25 protein-coding genes are annotated in these 26,618 nt (G+C 73.2%); 23 read left to right on the top strand and 2 right to left on the bottom strand.

Annotation, left to right across the window (positions count from 1 at the left end; translation table 11 throughout):
- The first annotated feature begins 118 nt into the window (after positions 1-118).
- The 4 genes from ACWDCZ_RS27605 (at position 119) to ftsH (ending at position 6,560) form a co-directional block, all read left to right on the top strand.
- A complete protein-coding gene (locus tag ACWDCZ_RS27605) occupies positions 119-2,110 on the top strand; it encodes a [protein-PII] uridylyltransferase (RefSeq protein WP_449817240.1) in 1,992 nt (663 codons plus the stop codon).
- 180 nt (positions 2,111-2,290) lie between these two features.
- Positions 2,291-3,856 (top strand): signal recognition particle protein, encoded by a 1,566-nt coding sequence (ffh, locus tag ACWDCZ_RS27610; RefSeq protein ID WP_049658994.1) that lies wholly within the window; start codon positions 2,291-2,293, stop codon positions 3,854-3,856.
- A 77-nt stretch (positions 3,857-3,933) separates the two neighbouring features.
- Complete coding sequence (locus ACWDCZ_RS27615; RefSeq protein ID WP_082346170.1) at positions 3,934-4,458, top strand: GNAT family N-acetyltransferase; 525 nt, start codon at positions 3,934-3,936, stop codon at positions 4,456-4,458.
- 92 nt (positions 4,459-4,550) lie between these two features.
- On the top strand, positions 4,551-6,560 hold the full coding sequence (gene ftsH, locus ACWDCZ_RS27620; protein ID WP_449817241.1) for an ATP-dependent zinc metalloprotease FtsH: 2,010 nt from the start codon (positions 4,551-4,553) through the stop codon (positions 6,558-6,560).
- An 82-nt stretch (positions 6,561-6,642) separates the two neighbouring features.
- On the opposite strand, the gene ACWDCZ_RS27625 is transcribed toward ftsH, so the two are convergent.
- Positions 6,643-7,467 (bottom strand): class I SAM-dependent methyltransferase, encoded by an 825-nt coding sequence (locus ACWDCZ_RS27625; protein WP_449817242.1) that lies wholly within the window; start codon positions 7,465-7,467, stop codon positions 6,643-6,645.
- Between the two features lie 189 nt (positions 7,468-7,656).
- Here ACWDCZ_RS27625 and proS point away from each other — a divergent pair, with 189 nt between their 5' ends.
- From proS to ACWDCZ_RS27715, 18 genes are all read left to right on the top strand, one after another.
- On the top strand, positions 7,657-9,069 hold the full coding sequence (gene proS, locus ACWDCZ_RS27630) for a proline--tRNA ligase (RefSeq protein WP_449817243.1): 1,413 nt from the start codon (positions 7,657-7,659) through the stop codon (positions 9,067-9,069).
- A gap of 444 nt (positions 9,070-9,513) precedes the next feature.
- Positions 9,514-10,092, top strand: coding sequence for a hypothetical protein (locus ACWDCZ_RS27635; protein WP_049650398.1), 579 nt, complete (start codon positions 9,514-9,516; stop codon positions 10,090-10,092).
- 476 nt (positions 10,093-10,568) lie between these two features.
- Positions 10,569-10,997 (top strand): 30S ribosomal protein S16, encoded by a 429-nt coding sequence (rpsP, locus tag ACWDCZ_RS27640; protein WP_049650397.1) that lies wholly within the window; start codon positions 10,569-10,571, stop codon positions 10,995-10,997.
- A gap of 2 nt (positions 10,998-10,999) precedes the next feature.
- Positions 11,000-11,239: an RNA-binding protein gene (locus ACWDCZ_RS27645; protein WP_030056773.1), complete on the top strand. Its 240-nt coding sequence runs from the start codon at positions 11,000-11,002 to the stop codon at positions 11,237-11,239.
- 172 nt (positions 11,240-11,411) lie between these two features.
- A complete protein-coding gene (gene rimM, locus ACWDCZ_RS27650; protein WP_074001521.1) occupies positions 11,412-11,984 on the top strand; it encodes a ribosome maturation factor RimM in 573 nt (190 codons plus the stop codon).
- Positions 11,985-12,085: 101 nt separating this feature from the next.
- Positions 12,086-12,904 carry a tRNA (guanosine(37)-N1)-methyltransferase TrmD gene (trmD, locus tag ACWDCZ_RS27655; protein ID WP_074001584.1) on the top strand — a complete coding sequence of 273 codons (819 nt, stop codon included), beginning with the start codon at positions 12,086-12,088 and terminating at the stop codon, positions 12,902-12,904.
- Positions 12,905-13,058: 154 nt separating this feature from the next.
- Positions 13,059-13,409, top strand: a complete 351-nt coding sequence (gene rplS, locus ACWDCZ_RS27660; protein ID WP_030306736.1) for a 50S ribosomal protein L19 — start codon at positions 13,059-13,061, stop codon at positions 13,407-13,409.
- 78 nt (positions 13,410-13,487) lie between these two features.
- The gene (gene lepB, locus ACWDCZ_RS27665) at positions 13,488-14,396 is read left to right on the top strand and encodes a signal peptidase I (protein ID WP_449817244.1); all 909 of its coding nucleotides are present in this window, start codon (positions 13,488-13,490) and stop codon (positions 14,394-14,396) included.
- Between the two features lie 232 nt (positions 14,397-14,628).
- Positions 14,629-15,393 carry a signal peptidase I gene (gene lepB / locus ACWDCZ_RS27670; protein WP_074001522.1) on the top strand — a complete coding sequence of 255 codons (765 nt, stop codon included), beginning with the start codon at positions 14,629-14,631 and terminating at the stop codon, positions 15,391-15,393.
- Positions 15,394-15,636: 243 nt separating this feature from the next.
- Positions 15,637-16,644 (top strand): signal peptidase I, encoded by a 1,008-nt coding sequence (lepB, locus tag ACWDCZ_RS27675; RefSeq protein ID WP_449817245.1) that lies wholly within the window; start codon positions 15,637-15,639, stop codon positions 16,642-16,644.
- Positions 16,645-16,804: 160 nt separating this feature from the next.
- Positions 16,805-17,557, top strand: a complete 753-nt coding sequence (gene lepB / locus ACWDCZ_RS27680; protein WP_082345436.1) for a signal peptidase I — start codon at positions 16,805-16,807, stop codon at positions 17,555-17,557.
- Positions 17,558-17,669: 112 nt separating this feature from the next.
- Entirely contained in the window at positions 17,670-18,143 is a 474-nt protein-coding gene (locus ACWDCZ_RS27685) for an NUDIX hydrolase (RefSeq protein ID WP_049650392.1), read from the top strand.
- Positions 18,144-18,198: 55 nt separating this feature from the next.
- The gene (locus ACWDCZ_RS27690; protein ID WP_030056781.1) at positions 18,199-18,525 is read left to right on the top strand and encodes a DUF2469 domain-containing protein; all 327 of its coding nucleotides are present in this window, start codon (positions 18,199-18,201) and stop codon (positions 18,523-18,525) included.
- Between the two features lie 168 nt (positions 18,526-18,693).
- Positions 18,694-19,197: a YraN family protein gene (locus tag ACWDCZ_RS27695; RefSeq protein ID WP_449817246.1), complete on the top strand. Its 504-nt coding sequence runs from the start codon at positions 18,694-18,696 to the stop codon at positions 19,195-19,197.
- A 1-nt stretch (position 19,198) separates the two neighbouring features.
- Positions 19,199-20,914, top strand: a complete 1,716-nt coding sequence (locus ACWDCZ_RS27700) for a YifB family Mg chelatase-like AAA ATPase (RefSeq protein ID WP_449817247.1) — start codon at positions 19,199-19,201, stop codon at positions 20,912-20,914.
- Complete coding sequence (dprA, locus tag ACWDCZ_RS27705) at positions 20,911-22,107, top strand: DNA-processing protein DprA (RefSeq protein WP_449817248.1); 1,197 nt, start codon at positions 20,911-20,913, stop codon at positions 22,105-22,107. The genes ACWDCZ_RS27700 and dprA overlap by 4 nt, the downstream gene beginning before the upstream one ends.
- 371 nt (positions 22,108-22,478) lie before the next feature.
- Positions 22,479-23,501 (top strand): RNA polymerase sigma factor WhiG, encoded by a 1,023-nt coding sequence (whiG, locus tag ACWDCZ_RS27710; RefSeq protein WP_388051600.1) that lies wholly within the window; start codon positions 22,479-22,481, stop codon positions 23,499-23,501.
- A 199-nt stretch (positions 23,502-23,700) separates the two neighbouring features.
- Complete coding sequence (locus ACWDCZ_RS27715) at positions 23,701-24,285, top strand: TetR/AcrR family transcriptional regulator (protein WP_117491975.1); 585 nt, start codon at positions 23,701-23,703, stop codon at positions 24,283-24,285.
- Between the two features lie 75 nt (positions 24,286-24,360).
- Here ACWDCZ_RS27715 and ACWDCZ_RS27720 read toward each other — a convergent pair whose 3' ends face one another.
- Positions 24,361-25,074: a murein hydrolase activator EnvC family protein gene (locus ACWDCZ_RS27720; protein WP_449817249.1), complete on the bottom strand. Its 714-nt coding sequence runs from the start codon at positions 25,072-25,074 to the stop codon at positions 24,361-24,363.
- Positions 25,075-25,739: 665 nt separating this feature from the next.
- Between ACWDCZ_RS27720 and rpsB the strand changes: the two genes are divergently transcribed.
- Positions 25,740-26,618 (top strand): 30S ribosomal protein S2, encoded by an 879-nt coding sequence (gene rpsB / locus ACWDCZ_RS27725; protein ID WP_049657635.1) that lies wholly within the window; start codon positions 25,740-25,742, stop codon positions 26,616-26,618.

Below are 26,618 nucleotides of genomic sequence, written 5' to 3' on the forward strand. Positions count from 1 at the left end.
TAGCCGCGGGCGGTCCACCGCTCGGCCTCGCCACTGGTGCCGCCGGGTTGGCCGGCCTTGACCCTGGCCCGCCAGTAGCGCTGGGTGACCAGGACTCACCGACGCGCTGCGCGCCGCGGTGCTCACCGACTGGCGCGCGAGCGCCCCCGCGCGCCTGCCCGAGCTGCGCGAGCTGGGCCGCGAGCGGGCCGAACGGCAGGGTGAGCTGTCCTTCCTGCTGGAGCCCGACCTCAAGGAGGCCCGCGGCGGCCTGCGCGACGTCGTGGCGCTGGACGCGATCGCCGCCAGCTGGCTGGCCGACGCGCCCCGGGACGGCCTGGACGACGCCGCGCGGTGGCTGGCCGACGTGCGGGACGCCCTGCACCTGGTCACCGGCCGGGCCACCGACCGGCTCGGCCTCCAGGACCAGGACCAGGTCGCCGAGCGGCTCGGGGTGCTGGACGCCGACACCCTGCTGCGCCGGGTCTACGAGGCCGCCCGCACCGTCGCGTACGCGGGCGACGTCACCTGGCGGGCGGTGGACCGGGTGCTCGCGGCCCGCGGCGGCCGCGGCCGGCGGGTGCGCCGGCTGGGCATCCCGTTCGCCGGCACCGGACGCGGCTCCGGCGCGGTGGCCCGGGGCGCGGTCGAGCGGCGGCCGCTCGCCGAGGGCGTGGTCGAGCAGGACGGCGAGGCCGTGCTCGCCCAGGGCGCCCGCCCGGCCGCCGACCCGGTGCTGCCGCTGCGCGCCGCGGCCGCCGCCGCGCAGAACGGGCTGACCGTCTCGTACGCCACGGTGCGCCGGCTGGCCGCCGAGTGCCGCCCGCTGCCGGTGCCCTGGCCGGACGAGGCGCGCGAGCAGCTGGTCACCCTGCTGGGCGCGGGGGAGTCGGCCGTCCCGGTGTGGGAGGCGCTGGAGGCGGAGGGGCTGGTCCGCCGGCTGATCCCGGACTGGGAGCGGGTGCGCTGCCGTCCGCAGCGCAACGCGGTGCACCGCTGGACGGTGGACCGGCACCTGGTGGAGACGGCGGTGCGGGCCGCCGCGATGACCCGCCGGGTGGCCCGCCCGGACCTGCTGCTGGTCGCCGCGCTGCTGCACGACATCGGCAAGGGCTGGCCGGGGGACCACAGCGAGGCCGGCGAGGTGATCGTCCGCGACCTCGGCGCCCGGATGGGCTTCGGCCCCGAGGACACCGAGACCCTGGCGGTGCTGGTCCGCCACCACCTGATGCTGGTGGACACCGCGACCCGGCGCGATCCGGACGACCCGGCCACCGTCGAGGCGGTCACCAAGGTGGTCACCACCCTGCCCGAGCTGGAGCTGCTGCACGCGCTCACCGAGGCGGACGCGCTGGCCACCGGCCCGGCCGCGTGGAGCGGCTGGCGGGCCTCGCTGGTGGAGGGCCTGGTGGCCCGGGCGGCGGACCGGCTGGCCGGGGCGGGCACCCCGCCGGCGGAGGGCGCGCCGACCGCCGAGCAGGAGCGGCTCGCGGTCGAGGCCGCCCGGACCGGCCAGCCGGCGCTGTCGCTGCGGGCCCGCTCCGAGGGGGCGGAGCCGGGCGCCGAGCCGATGGGCGTCGAGCTGAACCTGGCCGTCCCGGACCGGCCCGGGCTGCTCGGCACCGCCGCCGGGGTGCTCGCGCTGCACCGGCTGGCCGTCCGCTCGGCCGGGCTGCGCGAGCTGGACCCGGTGGGCGCCGGGCCGGTGCTGCTGCTGTCCTGGCGGGTGGCGGCCGAGTACGGCGAGCTGCCGGAGGCGGCCCGGCTGCGGGCCGACCTGCGCCGGGCGCTGGACGGCTCGCTGGACGTCACCCGCCGCCTCGCCGAGCGGGACGCCGCGGCCCCGCGCCGCCGGGGCATCCCCACCCCGCCGCCGCTGGTCGCGGTGGCGCCCGCGGTGGCCTCGGCGACCGCGACCGTGCTGGAGGTCCGCGCGCACGACGCCCCCGGGCTGCTGCACCGGATCGGCCGGGCGCTGGACGGGGCAGGTGTACGGGTGCGCACCGCGCACGTCTCCACGCTGGGCGCGGAGGCCGTCGACTCGTTCTACCTGACCGACGGGGCGGGCCGTCCGCTGACCGCCCGGCGGGCCGGCGAGGTGGCGGCGGCGGTCCGGGCCGCACTGGGCTGACGCGCCCCGGAGGGCTCCGGCGGCGGGGGCCGTCGGGCCTCGGCGGCGAGGGTGGAGGAGCTCCCGGAACGGGGGTGGAAGAGCTTCGGGAGCAGGGGTGGAGACCGTACCCGGGGCGGCCGGATACCCTGGGGGGCGACGACCGTACCGATTCCGATGCCGCAGAGGACCCGCGACGACGTGTTCGACACCCTTTCCGATCGCCTCGCAGCGACGTTCAAGAACCTCCGGGGCAAGGGCCGCCTGAGCGAGGCGGACATCGACGCCACCGCCCGCGAGATCCGCATCGCGCTGCTGGAGGCGGACGTCGCGCTGCCGGTCGTCCGGGCCTTCATCAAGCAGGTCAAGGAGCGGGCGCTCGGCGTCGAGGTCTCCGGTGCGCTGAACCCGGCGCAGCAGATCATCAAGATCGTCAACGAGGAGCTCATCTCCATCCTCGGTGGCGAGACCCGACGGGTGCGGTTCGCCAAGAGCGGCCCGACGGTGATCATGCTGGCCGGTCTCCAGGGTGCCGGTAAGACCACCCTGGCGGGCAAGCTCGGCCACTGGCTGAAGAAGCAGAAGCACACCCCGCTGCTGGTCGCCTGCGACCTCCAGCGCCCCAACGCGGTCAACCAGCTCCAGGTGGTCGCCGAGCGCGCCGGCGTGGCCTTCTACGGCCCGCAGCCGGGCAACGGCGTCGGCGACCCGGTGCAGGTGGCCAAGGACTCGATCGAGTACGCCAAGCAGAAGCAGTACGACGTCGTCGTCGTCGACACCGCCGGCCGCCTGGGCATCGACGCCGAGCTGATGCAGCAGGCCGCCGACATCCGCGCCGCGGTGAACCCGGACGAGGTCCTGTTCGTCGTCGACGCGATGATCGGCCAGGACGCGGTCACCACCGCGCAGGCCTTCCTCGACGGCGTCGACTTCACCGGCGTGGTGCTCTCCAAGCTCGACGGCGACGCCCGCGGCGGTGCCGCCCTGTCGGTCGCGCACGTCACCGGCCGGCAGATCATGTTCGCCTCCAACGGCGAGAAGGTCGACGACTTCGACGCCTTCCACCCGGACCGGATGGCCTCGCGCATCCTCGGCATGGGTGACGTCCTCTCGCTGATCGAGAAGGCCGAGCAGACCTTCTCGCAGGAGGAGGCGGAGAAGATCGCCGCCAAGCTGCGCGGCGGTCCGAAGCAGTTCACCCTGGACGACTTCCTGTCCCAGCTGGAGCAGGTCCAGAAGATGGGCTCGATCTCCAAGCTGCTCGGCATGCTGCCCGGCATGGGCCAGATCCGGGACCAGATCAACAACATCGACGACAAGGACGTCAACCGGGTCGGCGCGATCATCAAGTCGATGACCCCGACCGAGCGGGCCGAGCCGGAGCTGATCAACGGCTCCCGCCGGGCCCGCATCGCCAAGGGCTCCGGTGTCCAGGTCGGCGAGGTGAAGAACCTGGTCGAGCGGTTCTTCGAGGCCCGCAAGATGATGTCCGCGATGGCCTCCGGCAAGGGCATGCCCGGCATGCCGGGGATCCCGGGCATGGGCGGCGGCGCCAAGAAGTCCGGCAAGAAGGCCCCGCAGGCCAAGGGCAAGCGCAAGAGCGGCAACCCGCTGAAGCGCGCCCAGGAGGAGGCCGCGGCCGCCGAGCGCCGCGCGCTCGGCCCGGGCGCCGGCCAGGGCCCGGCGGACGGCGGCGCGTTCGGCCTCGGCGCGGGCAAGGGCCCGGCCGACTTCGAGCTGCCCAAGGAGTTCAAGGACCTGCTGTAGTCCTCCGACCGGCTCCCGTCGGCCCGTCGTCCGGTGTTTCCGGGCGGCGGGCCGATCGCGTGTCCGATGATGGGGGCATGCGAGTGATGATCAGGGCCCCGAGGGCCGAGGACACGGCCGGGTACGCCGAAGCGGTCCGGCGGTCCGCCGAACACATCGGACGGTGGAACCCGGTCGAGCCGGACGGGCTGCCCGACCTGCTGAAGCGCCAGGGGTCCGGGCTGCGCACCTTCCTGATCGTCGACCGGGAGACCGGCGGACTGGTCGGCAAGGTGAACGTCGCCAACATCGTGATGGGCCGGTTCTGCAACGCCTCGCTGGGCTACGACTCGTACGTCCCGTTCAACGGCACCGGGCGGATGACCGAGGGCATGCGGCTGGTCGTGGACCGCTGCTTCGCCCCGCAGACCGCCGACGGGCTCGGGCTGCACCGGCTGGAGATCAACGTGCAGCCGGAGAACGAGCGCTCGATCGCGATGGCCAAGCGGCTGGGCTTCCGGCACGAGGGCTTCACCCCGCGGATGCTGTTCCTCCAGGGGGACTGGCGCGACCACGAGCGGTTCGCGCTGACCGCCGAGGAGTGGCCGGGCGCAGCGGCATAGTCGCTGGTGGGAGGGGTCGGCGCGGCCGTCCGGCGGTCCGGGCGCGGCGTTGCGATTGGCCCGCCCGAGCACCTGTCCGTATTGTCCGATGGGTGACCGAACCCGTGCCGCCACGTCAGACCCCCGACCAGCCCTGGCGTTCGGAGGGCGCCCCGCCCCCGCCGCCGCCCAAGCGCCGGATGCCCGGCGGCTGGGTGGGCCTCGCCCTCACCGCCCTCGTGGTGTTCCTGATCTCGGACCTGCTGCTGTCCTTCTTCGGCCCCGCCGGTGCCACCACGATCTCGTACACCGAGTTCAACAACCAGCTGAACAAGGGCAACATCACCAAGATCTACGCCAAGGGCGACGCGATCGAGGGCACCCTCAAGAGCGCCCAGCCCAAGCCGGACGGCGGCAAGGGCGACTACACCGAGTTCGACACCCAGCGGCCCTCCTTCGCGGGCGACAACCTCTGGACCACCCTGCAGCAGCAGGGCGTCGAGGTCACCGCCACCTCGCCGGTCCAGCAGCGCAGCTTCCTCACCAACCTGCTGATCTCGCTCGCCCCGATGCTGCTGCTGATCTTCATCTGGGTGCTGCTCGCCCGCCGGATGGCCGGCGGGCTCGGCGGCGGACCGCTCGGCCGCAAGGCCCCGCCGAAGCCGGTCACCGCCGAGGAGGGCAAGCGCACCACCTTCGCCGACGTGGCCGGCATCGACGAGGTCGAGGCCGAACTCACCGAGGTCGTCGACTACTTGAAGAACCCCGAGCGGTACCGCAGGCTCGGCGCCAAGATGCCGCGCGGCGTGCTGCTGAGCGGCCCGCCCGGAACCGGCAAGACCCTGCTGGCCCGGGCCGTGGCCGGCGAGGCGAACGTGCCGTTCTTCTCCGCCTCCGCCTCCGAGTTCATCGAGATGATCGTCGGCGTCGGCGCCAGCCGGGTCCGCGAGCTGTTCGCCGAGGCCCGCAAGGTCGCCCCGGCGATCATCTTCATCGACGAGATCGACACCATCGGCCGCCAGCGCGGCGCCGGCGGCGGCATGGGCGGGCACGACGAGCGCGAGCAGACCCTCAACCAGATCCTCACCGAGATGGACGGCTTCAGCGGCTCCGAGGGCGTCATCGTGATCGCCGCGACCAACCGGGCGGACGTGCTCGACCCGGCGCTGCTGCGCCCCGGCCGCTTCGACCGGCGGATCACCGTCAGCCCGCCCGACCGGGAGGGCCGCGCGGCGATCCTGCGCATCCACAGCCGCAGCGTCCCGCTGGCGGGCGACACCGACCTCAACCAGCTGGCCAAGGTCACGCCGGGGATGACCGGCGCCGAACTCGCCAACCTGGTCAACGAGGCCGCGCTGCTGGCCGTCAAGCGCAAGCAGGACGCGGTCAACGAGCGGGACCTCTCGGACGCGCTGGAGAAGGTCCAGCTCGGCGCGGTGCGGCCGCTGGTGATGCCGCAGGAGGAGCGCGAGCGGACGGCATACCACGAGAGCGGGCACGCGCTGCTGGGCATGCTCCAGCCCGGCGCGGACCCGGTCCGCAAGATCACCATCGTGCCGCGCGGCCGGGCGCTCGGCGTCACCCTCTCCACCCCGGAGAACGACCGCTACTCGTACACCGAGCCGTACCTGCGCGGCCGGATCATCGGCGCGCTCGGCGGCATGGCGGCCGAGCAGGTGGTCTACGGGGTGATCACCACCGGTGCGGAGAGCGACCTGGAGCAGGTCACCAACATCGCCCGCGGGATGGCCGGACGCTGGGGGATGAGCGAGCGGGTCGGCCGGCTCACGGCGGTGCCCTCCGACCCGCAGGGCGCGTACGGGCTCTCCGCCGCGCCGACCACCCTGGACGCGGTGGACGAGGAGGCGCGGCGGATCGTCTCCGAGTGCTACGACGACGCGGTGCGGATCCTGACCGAGCAGCGGCACCGGCTGGACGCGCTGGCGGCGGCGCTGCTGGAGGCGGAGACGCTGGACGAGGCGGCGGCGTACCGGGCGGCGGGGGTGCCGCGGGAGGGCTCCGAGGGGGCCGAGGGTTCCGACGGGCCTGCCGGCGGGTCCGGCGGGTCTGGTGGGTCCGACGGGGCCGACGGGGCCGACGGGAAGTCGATCGACCGGGCGTGAAGCCGGGGGCCGGGGGCGCTCGCCATGGTGGCGGGCGCCCCCGGTTTTTCGTACCCGCTCTTCCTCGGCCTCCTCGTCCCGCCTAGCGCGACCGTTCGGCGACCAGGTAGCGGAACAGGTTCTCCATCCGTACCGAGCCGTCCGCGCGCAGGTACGGCTGGAGCACCTCCTCCAGCTCCTTGGCCACCAGCGAGGCCCCGGAGAACTCCTCGGCCGGTTCGAACAGGCCGGTGGAGAGCAGCCCGCGCACCGCGCTGTCGAGGTCGGCGTAGGCGAACGGGCAGCTCACCCGCCCGCTGCCGGCCGGACGCAGGCCGGCCGGGGCCAGCAGGTCCTCCAGCGCGCCGGGCGCGCTCAGCTCGAACGGGTCGCGCGCGGTGGTCCGGCCCGCCATCCGCCGGGCCACGTCCAGCACCGGGGCGCTCTCGCAGCGCTCCGGCGGGCCCCAGGCGGCCAGCACCACGTGCCCGCCCGGGAGGGTGAGCCGGGCGGCCTCGGCGACCACCGGCCCGGCGTCGGCGGCCCCGGGCAGCTGCTCGAAAACCGTCACCAGCGAATGGGCCGAGCGGGCGACGGCCGCCGACGTCCGGGGCCCCGCGCACACCCGCAGCCGGCGGTCGTGGGCCAGCTCGCGCAGCTCGTCCCGCGGCTCCTGCCCGGAGACCTGGGCGCCCCGGCCGGCCGCGAGCAGCAGGGCCAGCCCGGAGCGGCAGCCCAGGCCCAGCACGCTGCTCGCCGGGCCGACCTCCAGCCGGTCGTAGACCGCCTCGTAGAGCGGCACCAGCATGCGTTCCTGGATCTCCGCCCAGTCGCGCGCCCGCGCGGGGCGGGCCGTCCCGGTCCGCGGGTGGTGCGGGCGTGCGCCCGTCGGTCGTGCGGTCGTGCCGGTCGTGCGAGCTGAAGCCATGGCGGCCTCCCATCCGGTCCTTCGGTGCGCTGCTACGGCTCCCCCAAAGTCCCGCCCCACACCAGCGAACAGCGGGTCGGGCCCGGCGTCCAGAGGGGTGCAGGGTGGTGCGCGCGTGTCGCGGTGGTGCGCCCCCGCCCGGTGATACCGATTCGAAACCGGGGCCCCGGGCCCCGTACCATTCGCCCCATGGCTAAGGCACCCGTTCTCACCCCTCAGGCGGAAGACTTCCCGCGCTGGTACCAGGACCTCATCAACAAGGCCGAGCTGGCCGACAACGGTCCGGTGCGCGGCACCATGGTCATCCGACCGTACGGCTACGGCCTGTGGGAGCGGATGCAGCAGGAGATGGACGCGCGGATCAAGAAGGCCGGCGCGCAGAACGCCTACTTCCCGATGTTCATCCCGCAGTCCTACCTGACCAAGGAGGCCGAGCACGTCGAGGGCTTCGCCCCCGAGCTCGCGGTGGTCACCCACGGCGGCGGCAAGCAGCTGGAGGAGCCGGTCGTCGTCCGGCCGACCTCCGAGACGATCATCAACGAGTACTTCTCGAAGTGGGTGCAGAGCCACCGCGACCTGCCCCTGCTGATCAACCAGTGGGCCAACGTGGTCCGTTGGGAGCTCCGCCCGCGCGTCTTCCTGCGCACCACCGAGTTCCTCTGGCAGGAGGGCCACACCGCCCACGCCACCTACGAGGACGCCCGCGAGTACGCCTCGATGATCCACACCCAGGTCTACGGCGACTTCATGACGAACGTGCTCGGCATCGACGTCGTGCTCGGCCGCAAGACCGCCAAGGAGCGCTTCGCCGGCGCCATCAACACCCTCACCCTCGAGGGCATGATGGGCGACGGCAAGGCGCTGCAGATGGGCACCAGCCACGAGCTGGGCCAGAACTTCGCCAAGGCGTTCAACACCACGTACCAGCTGCAGGGCGCCGAGCGCGAGTACGTCTGGCAGACCTCCTGGGGCGTCTCGACCCGCATGGTCGGCGGCCTGATCATGTCCCACGGCGACGACAACGGCCTGCGGGTGCCCCCGCGCCTGGCCGCCGTCCAGGCCGTCGTGCTCGCGATCAAGGGCGACGACGCGGTCATCGCCAAGGTCCGCGAGATCGGCGCCCAGCTGGAGGCCGTCGGCATCCGGGTCGTGGTCGACGACCGCACCGACACCCCGTTCGGCCGCCGGGCCGTCGACTGGGAGCTCAAGGGCGTTCCGCTGCGCATCGAGGTCGGCCCGCGCGACCTGGAGAACGGCACCGCGATGCTGGCCCGCCGCATCCCGGGCGGCAAGGAGCCGGTCTCCATCGACGCCCTGGCCGCGCTGCTCCCGGGCGTGCTGGAGGAGGACCAGGCGCTGCTGCTGCGCCAGTCCCGCGAGCGCCGCGAGTCCCGCACGGTCGACGTCAAGACCATCGACGAGGCCATCGAGGCCGCCGCGACCGGCTGGGGCCGGATCTCCTGGGCCGACCTCGGCGCGGAGGGCGAGGCCAAGCTGGCCGAGCAGGGCGTCACGGTCCGCTGCATCGTCGCGGCCGACGGCTCGGTGCCGCTGGCGGACGACCAGGACGGCAATGTCGCGCTCGTCGCCCGGGCGTACTGACATCCGTTCGGTGTTCGGTGGATGTCCGGTGGATGTCCGCCGGACGCCGGTCGCCCACGGGTAATGACCGGCACCGGCGACATTTGCCCGGAATGCGGATGGGTAAGAATCCGGTAACTGTTCCGGTGCGTCCCCGCGGGGGACATCCCTACTGGCCGGTCAACTCCCGGTATTAACCGAATAGCGGTACGGTGTACGGCCCGTGGCCCTGTCAATCCGGCAGGCCCACGGGCCGTACGTCCTGGGTGGCGACAGCCCGCCCCCCGGACGGAATTCATCAGGCCCGCCGACGTTGCGACGGGCCCAAACCGGCAGGGGGTTGGTCTTGCGTCAGATCCGGAACGCGCAATTCGCGCGCGGCCTCGCATTCCTGGGAGTTCCCTGTGAATTCCCCGGGAACGAGAACATGCGGAACATCGGCTCGCACTCCATCGTTGGTCTAGCGTGAGCACGACACAGCCCCTCGTTCTCGCGGCCGAACTGGCCGCCGCCTGGAGTGACATCCAGGCCTACCACCAGGACCTTCCCGATCTGGCCTCGCCCGAGGCCCTGATCGGCGAGTCCTCCTCGGCCTGCGGGACGCGGCTCGGTTTCGAGCGCCTCCTCCACGAGGCCGCCCACGGTCTGGCCGCGGCCCGGGACATCCGGGACACCTCGCGCGCCGGCCGCTACCACAACCGGCGCTTCCTGATGCTCGCTTCCGAGCTGGGCCTGGCGCACCCGGTCGAGCCGCACGCGAGCAGCGGCTTCTCCCAGGTGACCATGCTCAAGGAGACCCAGGAGCGGTACGCCGAGACCATCGAACGCCTGGACCGTGCCCTCGGGGCGCACCAGGAGGCGGTGGCCGGCGACGGCGCGACGCGCGCCTTCCGCGGTCCGGCGGCCCGGCACGGCTCCTCCGGGGGCGGCGTGCGGGTCAAGGCGGTCTGCGGGTGCGGGCGAAACGTCCGGGTCGTTCCCTCGGTGCTCGCGCAGGCGTCCATCGTCTGCGGCGCGTGCCAGCAGCCGTTCAAGATCGCTTAAGTCGCTCACGCCGCTCACGTCGCTTGAGCGGTCGACGTCCCGACGGGCTGCTGTGCGGGCAGCGGTCCGGCCGGATGGGCGGCGCGGAGCGGGGTGGAGCGGTACGGGCGGTGCACGCGGGGCCGGTGGTACCGGCAGCGGCGGCAGCGCCGAGTGAGCGGTGACAGGCGGTAGCAGTACCAGGCACTACAGGCGGTACAGGCCGTACGAGCAGTACGGAACGAGCGGTACAGCAGGACAGCGGTGATGTCTTCGGGTTGGACCGGGAGCGGGGGCTCCCGGTCGAGCCCTGACCGGGAGCCCGGTCCCGCGTACAGGCGGTTCTCGCCGATGTGGCAGAATGGACAGCTGAGTACTCGGCAGCCGAGCAGGACCCCTCTCTCCTACGGCTGGCGTGTCCCTTGAACGGTCCGCCCCGCAACCCCACGCGACGGCGAGCCCGCTCACCCACGTCAACACCAGGAGAATCCACTCCCGTGGCAGTCAAGATCAAGCTGAAGCGTCTCGGCAAGATTCGCTCCCCGCACTACCGCATCGTCGTCGCCGACGCCCGCACCAAGCGTGACGGTCGCGCGATCGAGGAGATCGGCATCTACCAGCCGACCTACAACCCCTCGAAGATCGAGGTCGACAGCGACCGCGCCCAGTACTGGCTGTCCGTCGGCGCCCAGCCGACCGAGCCGGTGCTCGCCATCCTGAAGCTGACCGGCGACTGGCAGAAGTTCAAGGGCCTGCCGGCTCCGGCTCCGCTGCTCGTTGCCGAGCCGAAGGTCGAGGACTTCTCGCACCTGTTCGCGAAGGCCGTCGCCGGCTTCGAGGACGCCACCACCGGTGTCGCCATCACCCCGAAGGCCAAGAAGTCGGACAAGGCCGAGGCCGAGTCCGACGCCGCCGCCGAGGCCTGATCGTGATCGAGGACGCCCTCGACCACCTGGTGAAGGGCATCGTCGAGCACCCCGACGAGGTGCAGGTGCGCTCGCGCAACCTGCGTCGGGGGAACACCATCGAGGTGCGAGTGCACCCCGATGACCTCGGCAAGGTGATCGGCCGGGGCGGCCGTACGGCGCGCGCTCTGCGCACCGTGGTCGGCGCCCTCGGCGGTCGCAACGTCCGGGTCGACCTGGTCGACGTGGACAACATTCGCTGACGCCGCTGCTCGTTCAGCCGTCAGGGCTTGTGAGGCCGACCGGGACGCATGTCGTCCCGGTCGGCCTTTCGCATTTCCATCAGCATTTCCGTCGCTTCATGGCTTAGCAGTCCGTCGCTTCGCAGCCCGTCGCTTTTCGTTGCGGCTCAGGAACTCCAGGAGAACGATCACCGTGCAGCTCGTCGTCGGCAAGATCGGCCGTGCCCACGGCATCAGGGGGGACGTCAGTGTCGAGGTCCGCACCGACGAGCCGGAACTCCGGCTCGGCCCCGGTGCCGTCCTGCTCACCGACCCCGCGTCGACCGGGCCGCTGACCGTCGAGTCCGGCCGGGTGCACAGCGGCCGGCTGCTGCTGCGCTTCGCCGGCGTCAAGGACCGTAACGCGGCCGAGGCCCTCCGCGGCACCGTGCTCATCTCCGAGGTCGACCCGGAGGAGAGCCCCGAGGACCCGGAGGAGTACTACGACCACCAGCTGATCGGCCTGGACGTGGTGCTGCTGGACGGCACCCCGGTCGGCGAGCTGACCGAGATCGTCCACCTGCCCTACCAGGACCTGCTCACGGTCAAGAAGGCCGACGGGACGGAGGTGCTGGTGCCCTTCGTCAGCCAGATCGTGCCGACCATCGACCTGGAGAACCAGCGCGCCGTGATCACCCCGCCGCCCGGGCTGATCGACATGGAGCAGGCCGAGGTCGCGGGGACCTCCTCGGCCGAGCGCGGCGAGGACTCGGAGGAGTCGGAGTGACCGTCGAGGAGCGCGCCGGGGCGGGTGTCGAGGTCGGCGCCGAGGCGGCATCGAGCGGTGCGGTGTCGACTGGTGCGGTGTCCGGCGGGGTGCAGAGCGGCATGCGGATCGACGTCGTCACGATCTTCCCGGAGTACCTGGAGCCGCTGGACGTCTCGCTGGTCGGCAAGGCCCGCGCCCGCGGGCAGCTGGACGTGCACGTCCACGACCTGCGCGGATGGACCCACGACGTGCACCGCACGGTCGACGACAGCCCGTACGGCGGCGGCCCCGGCATGGTGATGAAGCCCGAGCCGTGGGGCGAGGCGCTGGACGCGGTGGTCGCCGGCGGCCCCGAGGGCCAGGTGCCCACCCTGGTCGTGCCGACCCCGAGCGGGCGCCCGTTCACCCAGGAGCTCGCCCAGGAACTGGCCGGGCGCCCCTGGCTGGCCTTCACCCCCGCCCGGTACGAGGGCATCGACCGCCGGGTGATCGAGGAAGCCGCCACCCGGATGCCGGTGGTCGAGGCCTCGATCGGCGACTACGTGCTGGCCGGCGGCGAGGTCGCCGTGCTGGTGATGGTCGAGGCGATCGCCCGACTGCTGCCCGGAGTGCTCGGCAACGCCGAGTCCCACCGCGACGACTCCTTCGCGCCGGGCGCGATGGCCGACCTGCTGGAGGGCCCGGTCTACACCAAGCCCGCCGAGTGGCGCGGCCGTACGGTGCCGGACGTGCTGCTCAGCGGCAACCACGGCAAGATCGCCCGCTGGCGCCGCGAGCAGGCCTTCGCCCGGACCCTGGCGAACCGGCCCGACCTGGTCGAGCGCTGGCAGTACGGCGCCTTCGACAAGAAGGAGCGCGAGGCGCTGAGCATCCTCGGCCTGGCCTGGGACGAGCGGCTCGGCCGATTTCGGTCCACGGCCGTTGATGTGGAAGAATAGGCGGCTGCTGTCTGTCGCTGGTTCCCTCCTGTAGGGGACACGTGGACCGGCGCCCTCGCCACGGGGGGATCGCCGTCAGCCGATGCGGCCCGCAGCGAACCCCATTGTGACGATTTTCCGTGGGCGGCCCGTGGCGCCTGCGATGGAGAGCAACATGAGCAACAAGCTCGCTGCTGTCGACGCGGCCTCGCTGCGTAGCGACATCCCGGCCTTCCGCGCCGGTGACACCCTGAAGGTTCACGTCCGGGTCATCGAGGGCAACCGCTCCCGTGTCCAGGTCTTCCAGGGCGTCGTCATCCGCCGCCACGGCGCCGGCATCGGTGAGACCTTCACCGTTCGCAAGGTCAGCTTCAACGTCGGCGTGGAGCGCACCTTCCCGGTGCACACCCCGGTCGTCGAGAAGATCGAGGTCGTGACCCGCGGTGCGGTTCGCCGCGCCAAGCTGTACTACCTGCGTGACCTCCGCGGCAAGGCCGCGAAGATCAAGGAGAAGCGCGACCGCTGATCCACCGGCCCCCGGCCTCGCCGGGGGATCGGAACGCTCTGAGGGGGCCGAGTGGCCGCAAGGTAAGCTCACCCCCCGATGAGCACGCACGAACCACCCGCGGACCGCGACGGCAGTCCCGCACCCACCGGTGCGGACTCGCTGTCGCGGTCCGCGGTCGTTTCCGGGGGTGGCGTCGTCGGCGCGGAGCGCGCCGACGGGCCTGAACACGCTGAGGTACTGGAGCAGGCCGAGAGCCCGGAGCGGACCGGCGGCTCCGGCGGCGACGGCTCGGACGGGTCGGACGAGTCGGACCAGGACGAGGAGCCCGGGCGCTCGCGTTCGCGGGACCTGCTGCTGTTGGTCGGGATCTGCCTGACGGCCCTGCTGCTGGTGAACGCCTTCGTCGCGCGCCCCTTCTCGGTGCCCTCCGGGTCGATGGAGGAGACCCTGCGCCCCGGCGACCGGCTGGTCGCGTACCAGCTCGCCTACGCCTTCGGCGGCCATCCCCAGCGGGGCGACGTCGTGGTCTTCGACGGGAGGGGCTCCTTCCTCCGCGAGTCGGCGAAGCCGCCCGGGTTCTGGGACGGCCTGCGCTCGTTCGCCCAGGACCTCGGGCTGGCCCCGGCCGGGGACACCGTCTACGTCAAGCGCGTGATCGGCGTCGGCGGGGACCGGGTGACCAGCACCGGGCCGGGCGCGCCGATCACCGTGAACGGCGTGCCGATCGACGAGACCTCCTACCTGTCCCCGGGCGACGACCCGTCGAGCGTGGCCTTCGACATCGTCGTGCCGGCCGGCAAGCTGTGGGTGATGGGCGACCACCGCAGCGCCTCCCGGGACTCCCGCGACCACCTCGGCGATCCCGGTGGCGGCTTCGTGCCCGAGAAGAAGGTGATCGGCCGGGCGGACTGGGTGGTCTACCCGTTCTCGCGCTGGACCAGCCTGGACCGGCCCGCGGCCTTCGCCGCGACTGCGGGGACAGGCGGTCATGGGGACCAGGGGTAGGGGGCGGCTCGACGACCGCCCGGCTGCCGGAGGCCCGACTGGCCCGACTGCGGGGGGACCGGCCGCAGGGGGTCCGGCTTCGGCCGGTCCGGTGCGCGGTGGACCGGGGGAGGACGGCGCGGCAGGCCGTGGACCGGCAGGGGCCCCGTCGGCGCGCGGCCGGGCCGAGCGCCGTCGCAGTGCCCGCAAGGCCGCCCGTCGGCGCAAGCGCTCGCTGGTCCGCGAAGTGCCCATGATCGTCCTGGTGGCCCTGCTGGTGGCGCTGGTGATGAAGACCTTCCTGGTCCAGGTGTTCGTGATCCCCTCGGGTTCGATGGAGCAGACCATCCTGATCGGGGACCGGGTACTGGTGGACAAGCTGACCCCCTGGTTCGGCAGTGAGCCGCAGCGCGGCGACATCGTGGTGTTCAAGGACCCGGGCGGCTGGCTGGAGCGCGACCGCAAGCCGTCCGAGGACGGCCCGGTGCTGGGTGCGGCCAAGCAGGTGCTGACCTTCGTCGGACTGCTGCCCTCCGACAACGAGCAGGACCTGATCAAGCGGGTGATCGGCGTCGGCGGGGACACCGTCGAGTGCTGCGACGCGCAGGGGCGCCTCAGCGTCAACGGCCACCCGGTGGAGGAGTCCTACCTCGCGCCCGGCAACCCGCCGTCCCGGCAGGCCTTCAGGATCCAGGTGCCGCAGGGGCGGCTGTGGGTCATGGGTGACCACCGGGACGTCTCCGCCGACTCCCGTTTCCACATGGGCAATCCGGGACAGGGGACGATCCCGCTGAGCGGCGTGGTCGGTCGCGCGTTCGTGACCGCCTGGCCGCTGGACCGCTTCCATCAACTCGATGCGCCCGGTTCACTCTCCTCTCTCGCCCGGATGCCGCAGGCCGGCGGAACTGCCGCGGGATCGGTGGGCGTTGGGCCGGTTCCTGCGGAACCGCCGCTCGTTATGGGGGTGTTGGGCATCCTTCCGCTCGTCGTTCGCCGGTCGGGGCGGCCTCCGGAGTGAGCCGCACCGGCCGCCGACCGGACGGGCCTCGCGTGTGGGACCGCGAGCCGGATGCCTTGGAGTGATAGAGAAGTGCAGGTGCGGCCGGGAGTGGTCCCGGTCGCGGGCCGAGGCTGTGCTGGTGTCAGGGGAGTCCGCGGTGGGCAGCCCTGAGGCGTTCATGGTCGTGGTGAGCGTGGTGCCCGCTGTGCGGCACTTCTGAGCGCGGGCGCGCGGGCGTCCGCACAGCAGGGAGGAGACGTTGTGGGGGATTTGGTGATCGGCGCCCGATCAGGCGCCGGAGAGCCCGAGGGCCCAGGCCGTCGGGCGGACCGGTCCACCGAGTCCGCGGCCTCCTCGGCCTCGGTCGAGGACGCGGCGGCGCAGACCGCCGACGGGCAGGGCGGTGCCGGATCGGAGGACGCCCCGGGCTCCCAGCACGCGGAGGCCGAGCCCGCGGACGGCTCGGAGTCGGAGGCTCCGTCCAAGCCGCGCAAGCAGCGCTCGTTCTGGAAGGAACTGCCGATCCTGGTCGGCATCGCGCTCATCCTCGCGCTGGTGATCAAGACGTTCTTCGTCCAGGCGTTCTCCATTCCGTCGGAATCGATGCAGAACACGCTGCAGGTCGGCGACCGCGTCCTGGTCGACAAGCTGACCCCGTGGTTCGGGGCCGAACCCGAGCGCGGTGAGGTCGTGGTGTTCCACGACCCGGGCGGCTGGCTGAGCGACGAGCCGACCCAGCAGAGCAGCAACTCCTTCCTCCGCGGTGTGCAGGACGTGCTCAGCTTCGTCGGCCTGATGCCCTCCGCCAACGAGAAGGACCTGATCAAGCGGGTCATCGCGGTCGGCGGGGACACCGTCGAGTGCGAGGGCGAGGGGCCGGTCAAGGTCAACGGCGTCGCGCTCAACGAGCCGTACGTCTACCAGGGCAACACCCCGTGCGGCGACCACCCGTTCGGCCCGGTCAAGGTGCCCAAGGACCGGATCTGGGTCATGGGCGACCACCGTGCCAACTCGCTGGACTCCCGTTTCCACATGGACCAGCCGGGCGGCGGCACCGTCCCGGTGGACAACGTGATCGGGCGTGCCTTCGTGGTGGCCTGGCCGGTCGGCCACTGGTCGACGCTGCCGGTGCCGGACACCTTCGACCAGAAGGGCCTGGCGGCGGCCGCGCCGATGGCGCCCCCCGTGGCCGGTGCGGTGGGGGCCGTCGCCCTGCTCCCGCTGGTGCGGCGGGTGCGTGGCCGGGTGGAGAGCCGCATGGAGTCCTGAGCTCCACCGGATCGTGTTCCGCCGGGTTGCCCCCGGCTCTTGCGCGGGCCGTGGTACCGACGAGTAATCTGCTCGGACGTGCCACGGCCCGCCGGCGTTTCCGCCCGTGCCTCCGGCGTGCCAGTGGTGTTCTCCGGTCGGCCAGAGGTGGACGGTGTCGATGAGCAGTGTCGTGGAGCAGACGGCCGACCACCCGACCGCGCCCGCCCGTGCGGGCCGTCGGCCCGCCGCGGTGCTGCAGGGCGTCGCCCTGGCACTCGGGCTGGTGCTGATGGTCGGCGGCTTCGCGCTGATCGCGATCGACTACCGGCCGTACAAGATCCCCACCGCCTCGATGCACCCGACGCTGCGCGTCGGGGACACCGTGCTCGCCCGCAAGGTCGGCGGCGGCGACATCGGGCGGGGCGACGTGGTGGTCTTCCGGGACCAGGCCTGGGGCGGCGAACTCATGGTCAAGCGGGTGGTCGCGGTCGGCGGGGACACCGTCGCCACCAGCGGGGCCGATCACCGGCTGACGGTCGACGGGCAGCCGGTGGACGAGCCCTACCTCGCGACGCAGGGCGGCCAGGGCCAGCCGTTCAGCGTGACGGTGCCGCAGGGCCGGCTGTTCCTGCTCGGCGACAACCGGGTGGGCTCGCTGGACTCCCGCACCCACCTGGAGGTGGACGGCGGGACCGTCCCGGCCGAGGCCGTCGAGGCCAGGGTCGAGGCCACCGTGCTGCCCTTCGGCCGGACGGGCCTGCTCGACCGGGTCACGGACTTCGACGGCTTCGCGGGCCCGAAGGCCTCGCAGCCGGGGCCGCTGGAGCCCTCCGCCTACGCCGCCGTCGCGGGCGCGGCGCTGATCCTGGTGACCTCGGCGGTGGGCGGGGCGGCGGGTCTGGCCCGCCGGCTCCGGGGGCGCAGCTCCTGAGCGGGGCCGTCGCCCCGCGGGCCGCTCTGCCGAACATCGCCCCGGACGACCGCGCCGGGTGGCAGGATCGGTAACGCCACCGATGCGAACGGAAGGAGCGTGGAGCGCCGCCATGACAGCACGGCGCCGCAGAGCGGCGCGGATCCTGCTGCTGGACGGGCTGGACCGCATCCTCCTCTTCCTGGGGGCCGACCCGGCCACTCCGGGGGAGACGTGGTGGTTCACGCCCGGGGGAGGCTTGGAGGCGGGGGAGGACGTGCGGGAGGCCGCCGAGCGGGAGCTCGCCGAGGAGACCGGCCTGCGGGGTGTGGACCTGGGGCCCTTGGTGGCGTACGGCACGGTGTCGTTCTCCTTTCAGGGACAGCGCTACGAGCAGGAGCAGTGGTTCCACCTGGCCCGGACCACGGAGACGGTGCTGGACCACTCGGGCATGGGCGCCGACGAGCACGCCCAGTTGCTCGCGGCGCGTTGGTGGACGGTCGAGGAACTGAGGGGGACCGCCGAGACGGTCTATCCGGTCGGTCTGGCGGACTTCCTGGAGCGGCTGCTGGTCGAGGGCCCGCCGGTGGATCCGGTACGGCTCTGACCGTGGGTGCGGTGGTCCACAATGGGTGGACGTGACAAGTTGAGGGGACGCCTGGATGAGTGCCGAAGATCTCGAGAAGTACGAGACCGAGATGGAGCTCAAGCTCTACCGGGAGTACCGGGACGTCGTCGGCCTGTTCAAGTACGTGATCGAGACCGAACGACGGTTCTACCTCACCAACGACTACGAGCTGCAGGTGCACTCGGTCCAGGGCGAGGTGTTCTTCGAGGTGTCGATGGCGGATGCGTGGGTCTGGGACATGTACCGGCCGGCCCGGTTCGTCCGCAAGGTCCGGGTGCTGACCTTCAAGGACGTGAACATCGAGGAACTCGCGAAGAGCGATCTGGAGCTGCCCTCGGACGAGTCCGGCTTCGGGAACTGACGTTGGACGACTCCGTCCCGCGTTGTCCAGCCGAATTTCGCGGGAACGGGGCTTCTCACCCCTGCGGGTGACAGGAGTTGTCCACAGGTCCGAGTTATCCACAGGGAACGGGAATTCCCGGGCCTCGCCGTGCGCGTTGGGGCAGCCTCCTCGGCGGAGGTGGTCACCATGCAGCACACCGTCGTGCAGGACCAGGCCGTACCGGACACGGCCGCAGCCGGGAAGGCCTCGCGGGCGATCCCGGACCGCAGCACCAGGAACGGGCTCGGCCGGTACGGGGAGCGGGTCGCCGCCCGCCGCCTCGCGGAGGCCGGGCTCCGCATCCTGGACCTCAACTGGCGCTGCGCCGAGGGCGAGCTGGACATCGTCGCCCTCGACGGCGACACCGTGGCGGTCTGCGAGGTGAAGACCCGCTCCGAGCGGGGTTTCCAGCAGCCGACCGAGGCCATCGACCGGGCCAAGGCCGCCCGGCTGCAACGCCTGGCCGAGCGCTGGATGGCCGAGCGCTGGCCCGACCACTTCGCCCGGCTGGCCGGCCCCGGCTACGACCCGGGGCCCACCGATCCGCAGTGGCCTCCCGCCCCACCGGGCGGGGTGCGGATCGACCTGGTCGCGGTGGTCAACCGGGCGCGGGGTGCGGCCCTGGTCGACCACCTGCGGGGGGTGGTCTGAGATGGCCTTCGCCCGTACCTGTTCCGTCGCGCTGGTCGGCGTCGACGGAGTGATCGTCGAGGTCCAGGCCGATCTGGAGCCCGGGGTGGCCGCGTTCACCCTGGTCGGCCTGCCCGACAAGGCGCTCACCGAGGCCCGCGACCGGGTCCGTGCCGCGGTCGTGAACAGCGGCGAGGCCTGGCCTCAGCGGAAGCTGACGGTCGGCCTCAGCCCCGCCTCGGTGCCCAAGAGCGGCAGCGGCTTCGACCTCGCGGTGGCCTGCGCCGTGCTGGCCGCCGCCGAACGGCTCGACCCCGCTGCCATCGCCGACCTGCTGATCATCGGCGAGCTGGGGCTGGACGGCCGGGTGCGGCCGGTCAGAGGGGTGCTGCCGTCGGTGCTGGCCGCCGCCGACGCCGGGTACCAGCGGGTCGTGGTCGCCGAGCAGACCGCACCCGAGGCCTCGCTCGTCCCCGGGGTGACGGTGATCGGCGTCCGCAGCCTGCGCCAGCTCGTCGCCATCCTGACGGGCGCGGCGGCACCGGAGGAGCCGCCCGATCCGATCGGGGGCAGGCCCGACCCGCTGATGGCCGGCCTGATGCTGCCCAGCGCCGGCGTGCGGGGCCTGCCCGACGACAGGGCGGCCCGGCTGGACATGGCCGACGTGGCCGGCCAGTACGAGGCCCGACGGGCGCTGGAGATCGCCGCGGCCGGAGGGCACCACCTCTACCTGAAGGGCCCGCCGGGCGCGGGAAAGACGATGCTGGCGGAGCGGTTGCCCGCGCTGCTCCCGCCGCTGACCCAGAAGGAGGCGCTGGAGGTCACCGCCGTCCACTCGGTGGCGGGGCTGCTCCCGGCCGGGCGCCCACTGATCGACACCGCGCCCTACTGCGCCCCGCACCACTCCACGACGATGCCGGCCATCGTCGGCGGCGGCAGCGGTATGCCGAGACCGGGAGCGGTCTCGCTGGCCCACCGGGGCGTGCTCTTCCTGGACGAGGCACCGGAGTTCCCGGTCCGGGTGCTCGACGCGCTGCGCCAGCCGCTGGAGTCGGGCGAGGTGGTGATCGCCCGCTCGGCCGGATCACTGCGGCTCCCGGCCCGCTTCCTGCTCTGCCTGGCGGCCAACCCCTGTCCGTGCGGCCGGTACTCGCGGCGGGGCGAGGGCTGTGAGTGCACCCCCGCCATGGTCAGCCGCTACCAGGGGCGGCTCTCCGGGCCGCTGCTGGACCGGGTCGACCTCCAGGTCCAGGTGGCCCCGGTGACCAGGGTCGAGCTCATGGAACGGGACACCACGGCGGAGACCACCGAGACCGTCGCGGCCCGGGTGCTGGCCGCGCGGGAGCGGGCGGCGGCCCGGCTGGCGAACACCCCGTGGCGGACCAACGCGGAGGTCCCGGGCCACGAGCTGCGCACCCGCTGGCAGCTCACGGCCGGCGCACTCAACGACGCCGCACGGCAGTTGGAGCGGGGGCTGCTGACCGCCCGGGGCCTGGACCGGGTGCTCCGGGTCGCCTGGACGGTGGCCGACCTCGCCGGACGCGACCGGCCGGACCAACGGGACGTGCGCACCGCCCTGGTCCTGCGCACCGGGGTGGAGCACGGACTGCCGCTGACCGAGCGGGTCTTCGGGCGGCTCGGTGGGATCCCGGCCCAGCGCGCCAGCCCGGACGGCGACTTGTCCGGGGAGCCCGAGACGCCTGACGAGCGTTCGCGAAACCAGAAGGGTGAGGCATGAACCAGTTGCTGAGGCAACCTCGAATTCCCGGTGGTTCCGACGCCGGGCCCGGCCCCGGGGCCACCACCGAGACCGAGCCGGAACGCCTCGCCCGGGTGCTGCTCGGCCGACTCAGCGAGCCGGGGGACGCGGTGGTCGGTCGATGGCTCGCTCAACTTCCCGCCGTCGACGTGGTGAAGGCGATCCGGGACGGGACGGTGCCAGACCACCCCGGACTGGACGCCACCCGACTGTCCGGGTACCAGGCGCGGCTCCCGGGGCTGGACCCGCGGATGGACCTGAAACGGGTACGGGACGTCGGTGGGCGGTTCATCATTCCGGGGGACACGGAATGGCCCAGCCAACTCGACGACCTGGGCGACGGACGCCCGATCGGGCTCTGGGTGACGGGCACCGGCTCGCTGCGGCTGCTCGCGCTCCGCTCGGTCGCGATGGTGGGCTCCCGCGCCTGTACGGCCTACGGCGCCCACGTCGCGGGGGAGCTGTCCGCCCAACTGGCCGAGCGCGGCTGGGTGGTCGTCTCCGGAGCCGCCTACGGGATCGACGCGGCCGCGCACCGCGGGGCGCTCGCGGTCGGTGGGACGACCGCCGCCGTACTCGCCTGCGGCGTCGACGTGGCCTATCCCAAGGGCAACGCCGAACTGATCCGGCGGATCGGCGTCCAGGGCCTGCTGGTCAGCGAACTCCCGCCCGGGGAGCACCCGAACCGCTTCCGCTTCGTCCTCCGCAACCGGGTCATCGCGGCGCTCACCCGGGGGACGGTGGTGGTCGAGGCGGCGGTGCGCAGCGGAGCCCTGAGCACGGCCCGACGGGCGCGGGACCTCAACCGCCACACCATGGGCGTCGCGGGCCCGGTGACCTCGGAACTCTCCGCCGGGGTGCACGCCCTGATCCGCAGCGGCGGTGCCACCCTGGTCACCGACGCGGCCGAGATCACCGAGCTGATCGGGGCGATCGGGGAGGACCTCGCGCCGCAGCGCAGCGGCCCGGTGCTCCCGCGCGACCTGCTGGAGCCGGCGGTGGCCCGGGTGCTGGAGGCCGTACCGGCGACGGCGGAGGGCGCGCCGGTCGAGCGGCTGGCCCGGCAGTCCGGCCTCCCGCCGGACGAAGTCCTGCAACGGCTCTACGAGCTGGGGTCGCTCGGCTACGTGCAGCGGCACGGCGCGCACTGGCGCGTGGTGCGGAGGAGGTGAGCGCTGGGACCGGGAACACGTTTGGGTAGAGGGAACGCATGTCGGATCCGCCCGGCTGACCTGCCGATCCGGTTCTGCTGTCCGTCGCCCGGATCCGGTGTGCGAACGCCACCGGATCGGGGGACGACCGAGTGGCGGTAGCGCTTTGCAGTGAGTTGGTCACGCTACGCTCCACATGCCTTCCCTATCAGCACATGACTCGGCAGAACGGCGCAGACCAACGCATGCCCACACACATTCCCGGACACAGAGTGACCGGTGGCGCTCGGTCCTCGGGAGGGCCGCGGACCGAGCGGCGCCCCGCGTCCGACTACCCGTCCAAGTCGGCGGGGACGATGGGAGGCCTGTCCCGCCAGGGCGGGCGGCCGACGGTGGTGCCCCAGCCTACGGATGCGGCCAGGGGTGCCGAGCCGGCCCCGGGCGCCGGCGCGGCCGACCTCGACGGCGCGCCTGTCGGGGCGCCCGCCGGTGTGCCCCCCGGCGCGGTCGCGGCCGGCGCGCCCCGGCCGCCCGGCAGTGCGCCGGCCCGGGGCGCCACCTCTCCGGCGCTCGCCTCGCCGGTGTCCCCGCTCCGCCGGGAGAAGGCGGCGGACGGCGGCCAGGGGCAGGACGTCCGGGAGGTCGCGGCCCAGGGGCGCACCGCCCTCGAAGAGCTCTGGCGCTCCTACAAGGAGACCGGGGACCAGCGGCTGCGGGAGCAGCTGATCCTCCACTACTCACCGCTCGTCAAGTACGTGGCGGGGCGGGTCGGGGTCGGCCTGCCCTCCAACGTCGAACAGGCGGACTTCGTCTCCTCGGGGGTCTTCGGGCTGATCGACGCGATCGAGAAGTTCGACATCGACCGCGCCATCAAGTTCGAGACCTACGCGATCAGCCGCATCCGGGGCGCGATCATCGACGAGCTGCGCGCCCTGGACTGGATCCCGCGCTCGGTGCGGCAGAAGGCGAAGGCGGTCGAGCGGACGTACGCGACGCTGGAGGCCCGGCTGCGCCGGACGCCGCACGAGCCCGAGGTCGCGGCCGAGATGGGCATCGCGATCGAGGACCTGCACGCCATCTTCAGCCAGCTGTCGCTCGCCAACGTGGTCGCGCTGGACGAACTGCTCCACCCGGTGGGGGAGGGCGGCGACCGGCTGAGCCTGATGGACACCCTGGTCGACCACGGTGCGGACAACCCGGTCGAGGTGGCCGAGGACCGCGAGCTGCGCAGACTGCTGGCCCAGGCGGTCAACACCCTCCCCGAGCGGGAGAAGACGGTGGTGACGCTCTACTACTACGAGGGCCTCACCCTCGCCGAGATCGGGCAGGTGCTGGGGGTGACGGAGAGTCGGGTGAGTCAGATCCACACCAAGTCCGTCCTCCAGCTGCGCGCCAAGCTGTCGGACATCCGGTAGGGCGCCGACGACAAGGGCGCCGGCAGCCGGGGACCGACAGAAAGGGTGCCGGCAGCGAAGGTGCCGGCCGGAGGGGTGTCTGCCGTCGGTCGTCAGAAGCCGGTCGCCGGGCCCGGGCCCCGTTCCGATGCGCGGCGCCGTACCGGCCGGAGGTAGGGCTCCGTACAGTGGGACCGTGCCGAAGATCCGAGCGGCCACGGTGGCCGAGCATCGCCAGCTCCAGCGGGCAGCCCTCCTCGATGCTGCCCGCATCCTGCTGACCGAGGGTGGCATGGAGGCCCTGACCTTCCCCGCGCTCGCGGCGCGCGCCGGGCTGGCGCGCTCCTCGGTCTACGAGTACTTCCGCTCCCGCGCCGCCGTGGTCGAGGCGCTCTGTGAGGTGGACCTCCCGCTCTGGGCGGCCGAGATCGAGGCCGGGATGGCGAGCTGCGACACCGCGGTCGAGCGGATCGAGGCCTACGTCCGGGGCCAGCTGGCACTGGCCGCCGACCCCCGGCACCGCGCGGTGGTGGCGATCTCGGCGCTGGAGCTCGACGAGGCCGCGCGTGAGCGGATCAGGGCGGCGCACGGCAGGCTGGCCGGTCTGGTCGGCCGGACGCTGGAGGAACTCGGCCACGAGCAGCCCCGGCTCGCCGCGGCCCTGGTCCAGGGCGTCGTGGAGGCGGCGACCCGCAGGGCCGAGCAGGCCGCGACCGGGGGCCGCGCCGGCTGTGCGACCGAGAGCCCCGAGGAGATCGCCGACGCCGCCGTCGCGATGGTGCTGCGCGGGCTCGTCCGCGCCTGAGCCCGGCTCCGGGCCTGCCCTCGACCCCGGCCCCGGCCCAGGCCCTGACCCGCACCCCACCCCCGGCCCGGCGCCCTACCCGTCCCCGCCGTCCAGTGGCAGCAGCCGGGCCGTGCCCGCGCCGAAGAGGGCCAGCGGGTCGAGGTAGCGGTTTCCGCGCAGCAGCCCCCAGTGCAGGCAGTCGCGCCCGGCGCAGTGCCGCCCGTCCGGAGCGAGCAGTCCGATCGTCTGTCCGGCGGCCACCGGGGTGCCGACCGGGACGGTGCCGGTGACGGGCAGATAGGTGGTCCGGAGCGGGGGAGAGCCCGAGCCCGGGTGGGAGACGGTCACCACCGGCCGTCCCGCCACCGGCCCGGAGAACGTGACCACTCCGGGAGCCGCCGCCCGGACCTCCGCCCCGGGTGCGGCGGCGAGGTCCACCCCCCGGTGCCCGGCGGCCCAGACCTTCGCCGGCGGCTCGAACCGGCCCAGCACCCCGTCCGGGCCACCCACCGGCCAGGCCCGCGCACCACCCCGCCCGGCCTCGCCGCCCGGGCCCGGGACGCCGACCGCACCGACCGAACCGACCGCACCGACGGCACCGAAGCCTCCCCAAGCCCGTGAGGCTCCTGAGACGCCCGAGGCATAGGAAGCCCCCGGCGCCGCGAGCACGACCACGAGCACCACCGCCACCCACAGCGGCAGCACCCCGTGAGCCCGCCGACCGGCCCGACCCACCTGGCCCACCCCGATCACCCCGATCACCCCGATCACCCCGATCACCCCACCGAACCACCCGCGACCAGTCATGCCCGCAGGCTCGCCCCCGCGCCGCCCCCGCACCACCCACATTCGGATTCCTGTGGACAAACCGCCCCCACGCTCGAGCGCCATCCCCCGGGCGGGTGTACGGGCGCCGCCATCCGGTGTACAAACGGCATACCGGCGACGGACCCGGGGCAGGCGGTCGACCAACCCGCGTCCGCCCCCGCACCCGCCTCCGCGCCCACGCCGAGCTCCACCTCCGACTCCACCCCCGGCCGCCCCGCGCGACCCGCCCCGACCCCGCCGCCGTCCCATGGGAACGCTGCCGCAGCCCCACCGGAACCCGCCCACCCCGGCCGTTCCCCGGGCTCCTCCCAGGTCCTCGGCGGGCCCCCGGCCACGCGTGGAGTCGCCCGCCCCTCGGCGCTTCCCGTACACTTCACACGCGACCCGGTCCGCCGGGTCGACTTCGCACGCCCCGCCACCGGCGGCCGGACGCGGTTCGTCCGCAGCCCCGCCAGGTGCGAGTGCCGCTCGGTCCGCCGAGCCCGACCGGCCCCCGGGCCGGAAGGGTGGTAGCGGCTCGGCACGTTCGGGGCGTCAGGCGTGGCTGTCACCTGGCCGCCACGGACAAACCGAGACTGACCTGGCTGTGGGCTATCGCTGCGACGCAGTGCCGCTGCCGGGCCGTAACACCAAGGAGTACGGCAATGGCCGTCGTCACGATGCGGGAGCTGCTGGAGAGCGGCGTCCACTTCGGTCACCAGACCCGCCGCTGGAACCCGAAGATGAAGCGCTTCATCATCACCGAGCGCAACGGCATCTACATCATCGACCTCCTGCAGTCGCTGAACTACATCGACCGCGCCTTCGAGTTCATCAAGGAGACCGTTGCCCACGGCGGCAGCGTCCTCTTCGTCGGCACGAAGAAGCAGGCCCAGGAGGCCATCGCCGAGCAGGCCACCCGCGTGGGCATGCCCTACGTGAACCAGCGCTGGCTCGGCGGCATGCTGACCAACTTCTCGACCGTCTACAAGCGCCTTCAGCGTCTGAAGGAGCTCGGCGAGCTGGACTTCTCGGACGTGGCCGGCTCCGGTCTCACCAAGAAGGAGCTCCTGGTCCTCCAGCGCGAGCACGACAAGCTGGAGAAGACCCTCGGCGGTATCCGCGACATGCAGCGCGTTCCCAGCGCCGTCTGGATCGTGGACACCAAGAAGGAGCACATCGCGGTCGGCGAGGCCCGGAAGCTCAACATCCCGGTCGTCGCCATCCTCGACACCAACTGTGACCCGGACGAGGTCGACTACAAGATCCCGGGCAACGACGACGCGATCCGCTCCGTCACCCTGCTGACCCGCGTGATCGCCGACGCCGTGGCCGAGGGCCTGAAGTCCCGCGCCGGTGTCGCCAAGGGCGACGCCAAGGCCGAGCCGGGCGCCGACCAGCCGCTGGCCGCCTGGGAGAAGGACCTCATCGAGGGCGAGAAGAAGGCCGAGGAGGCCCCCGCCGAGGCCGCCGCCGAGGCCCCCGCCGCCGAGGAGGCCGCTGTCGAGGCCCCCGCCACCGAGGCGCCGGCCGAGCAGGCCTGA

The sequence above is a fragment of the Kitasatospora sp. NPDC001225 genome (assembly GCF_053597855.1).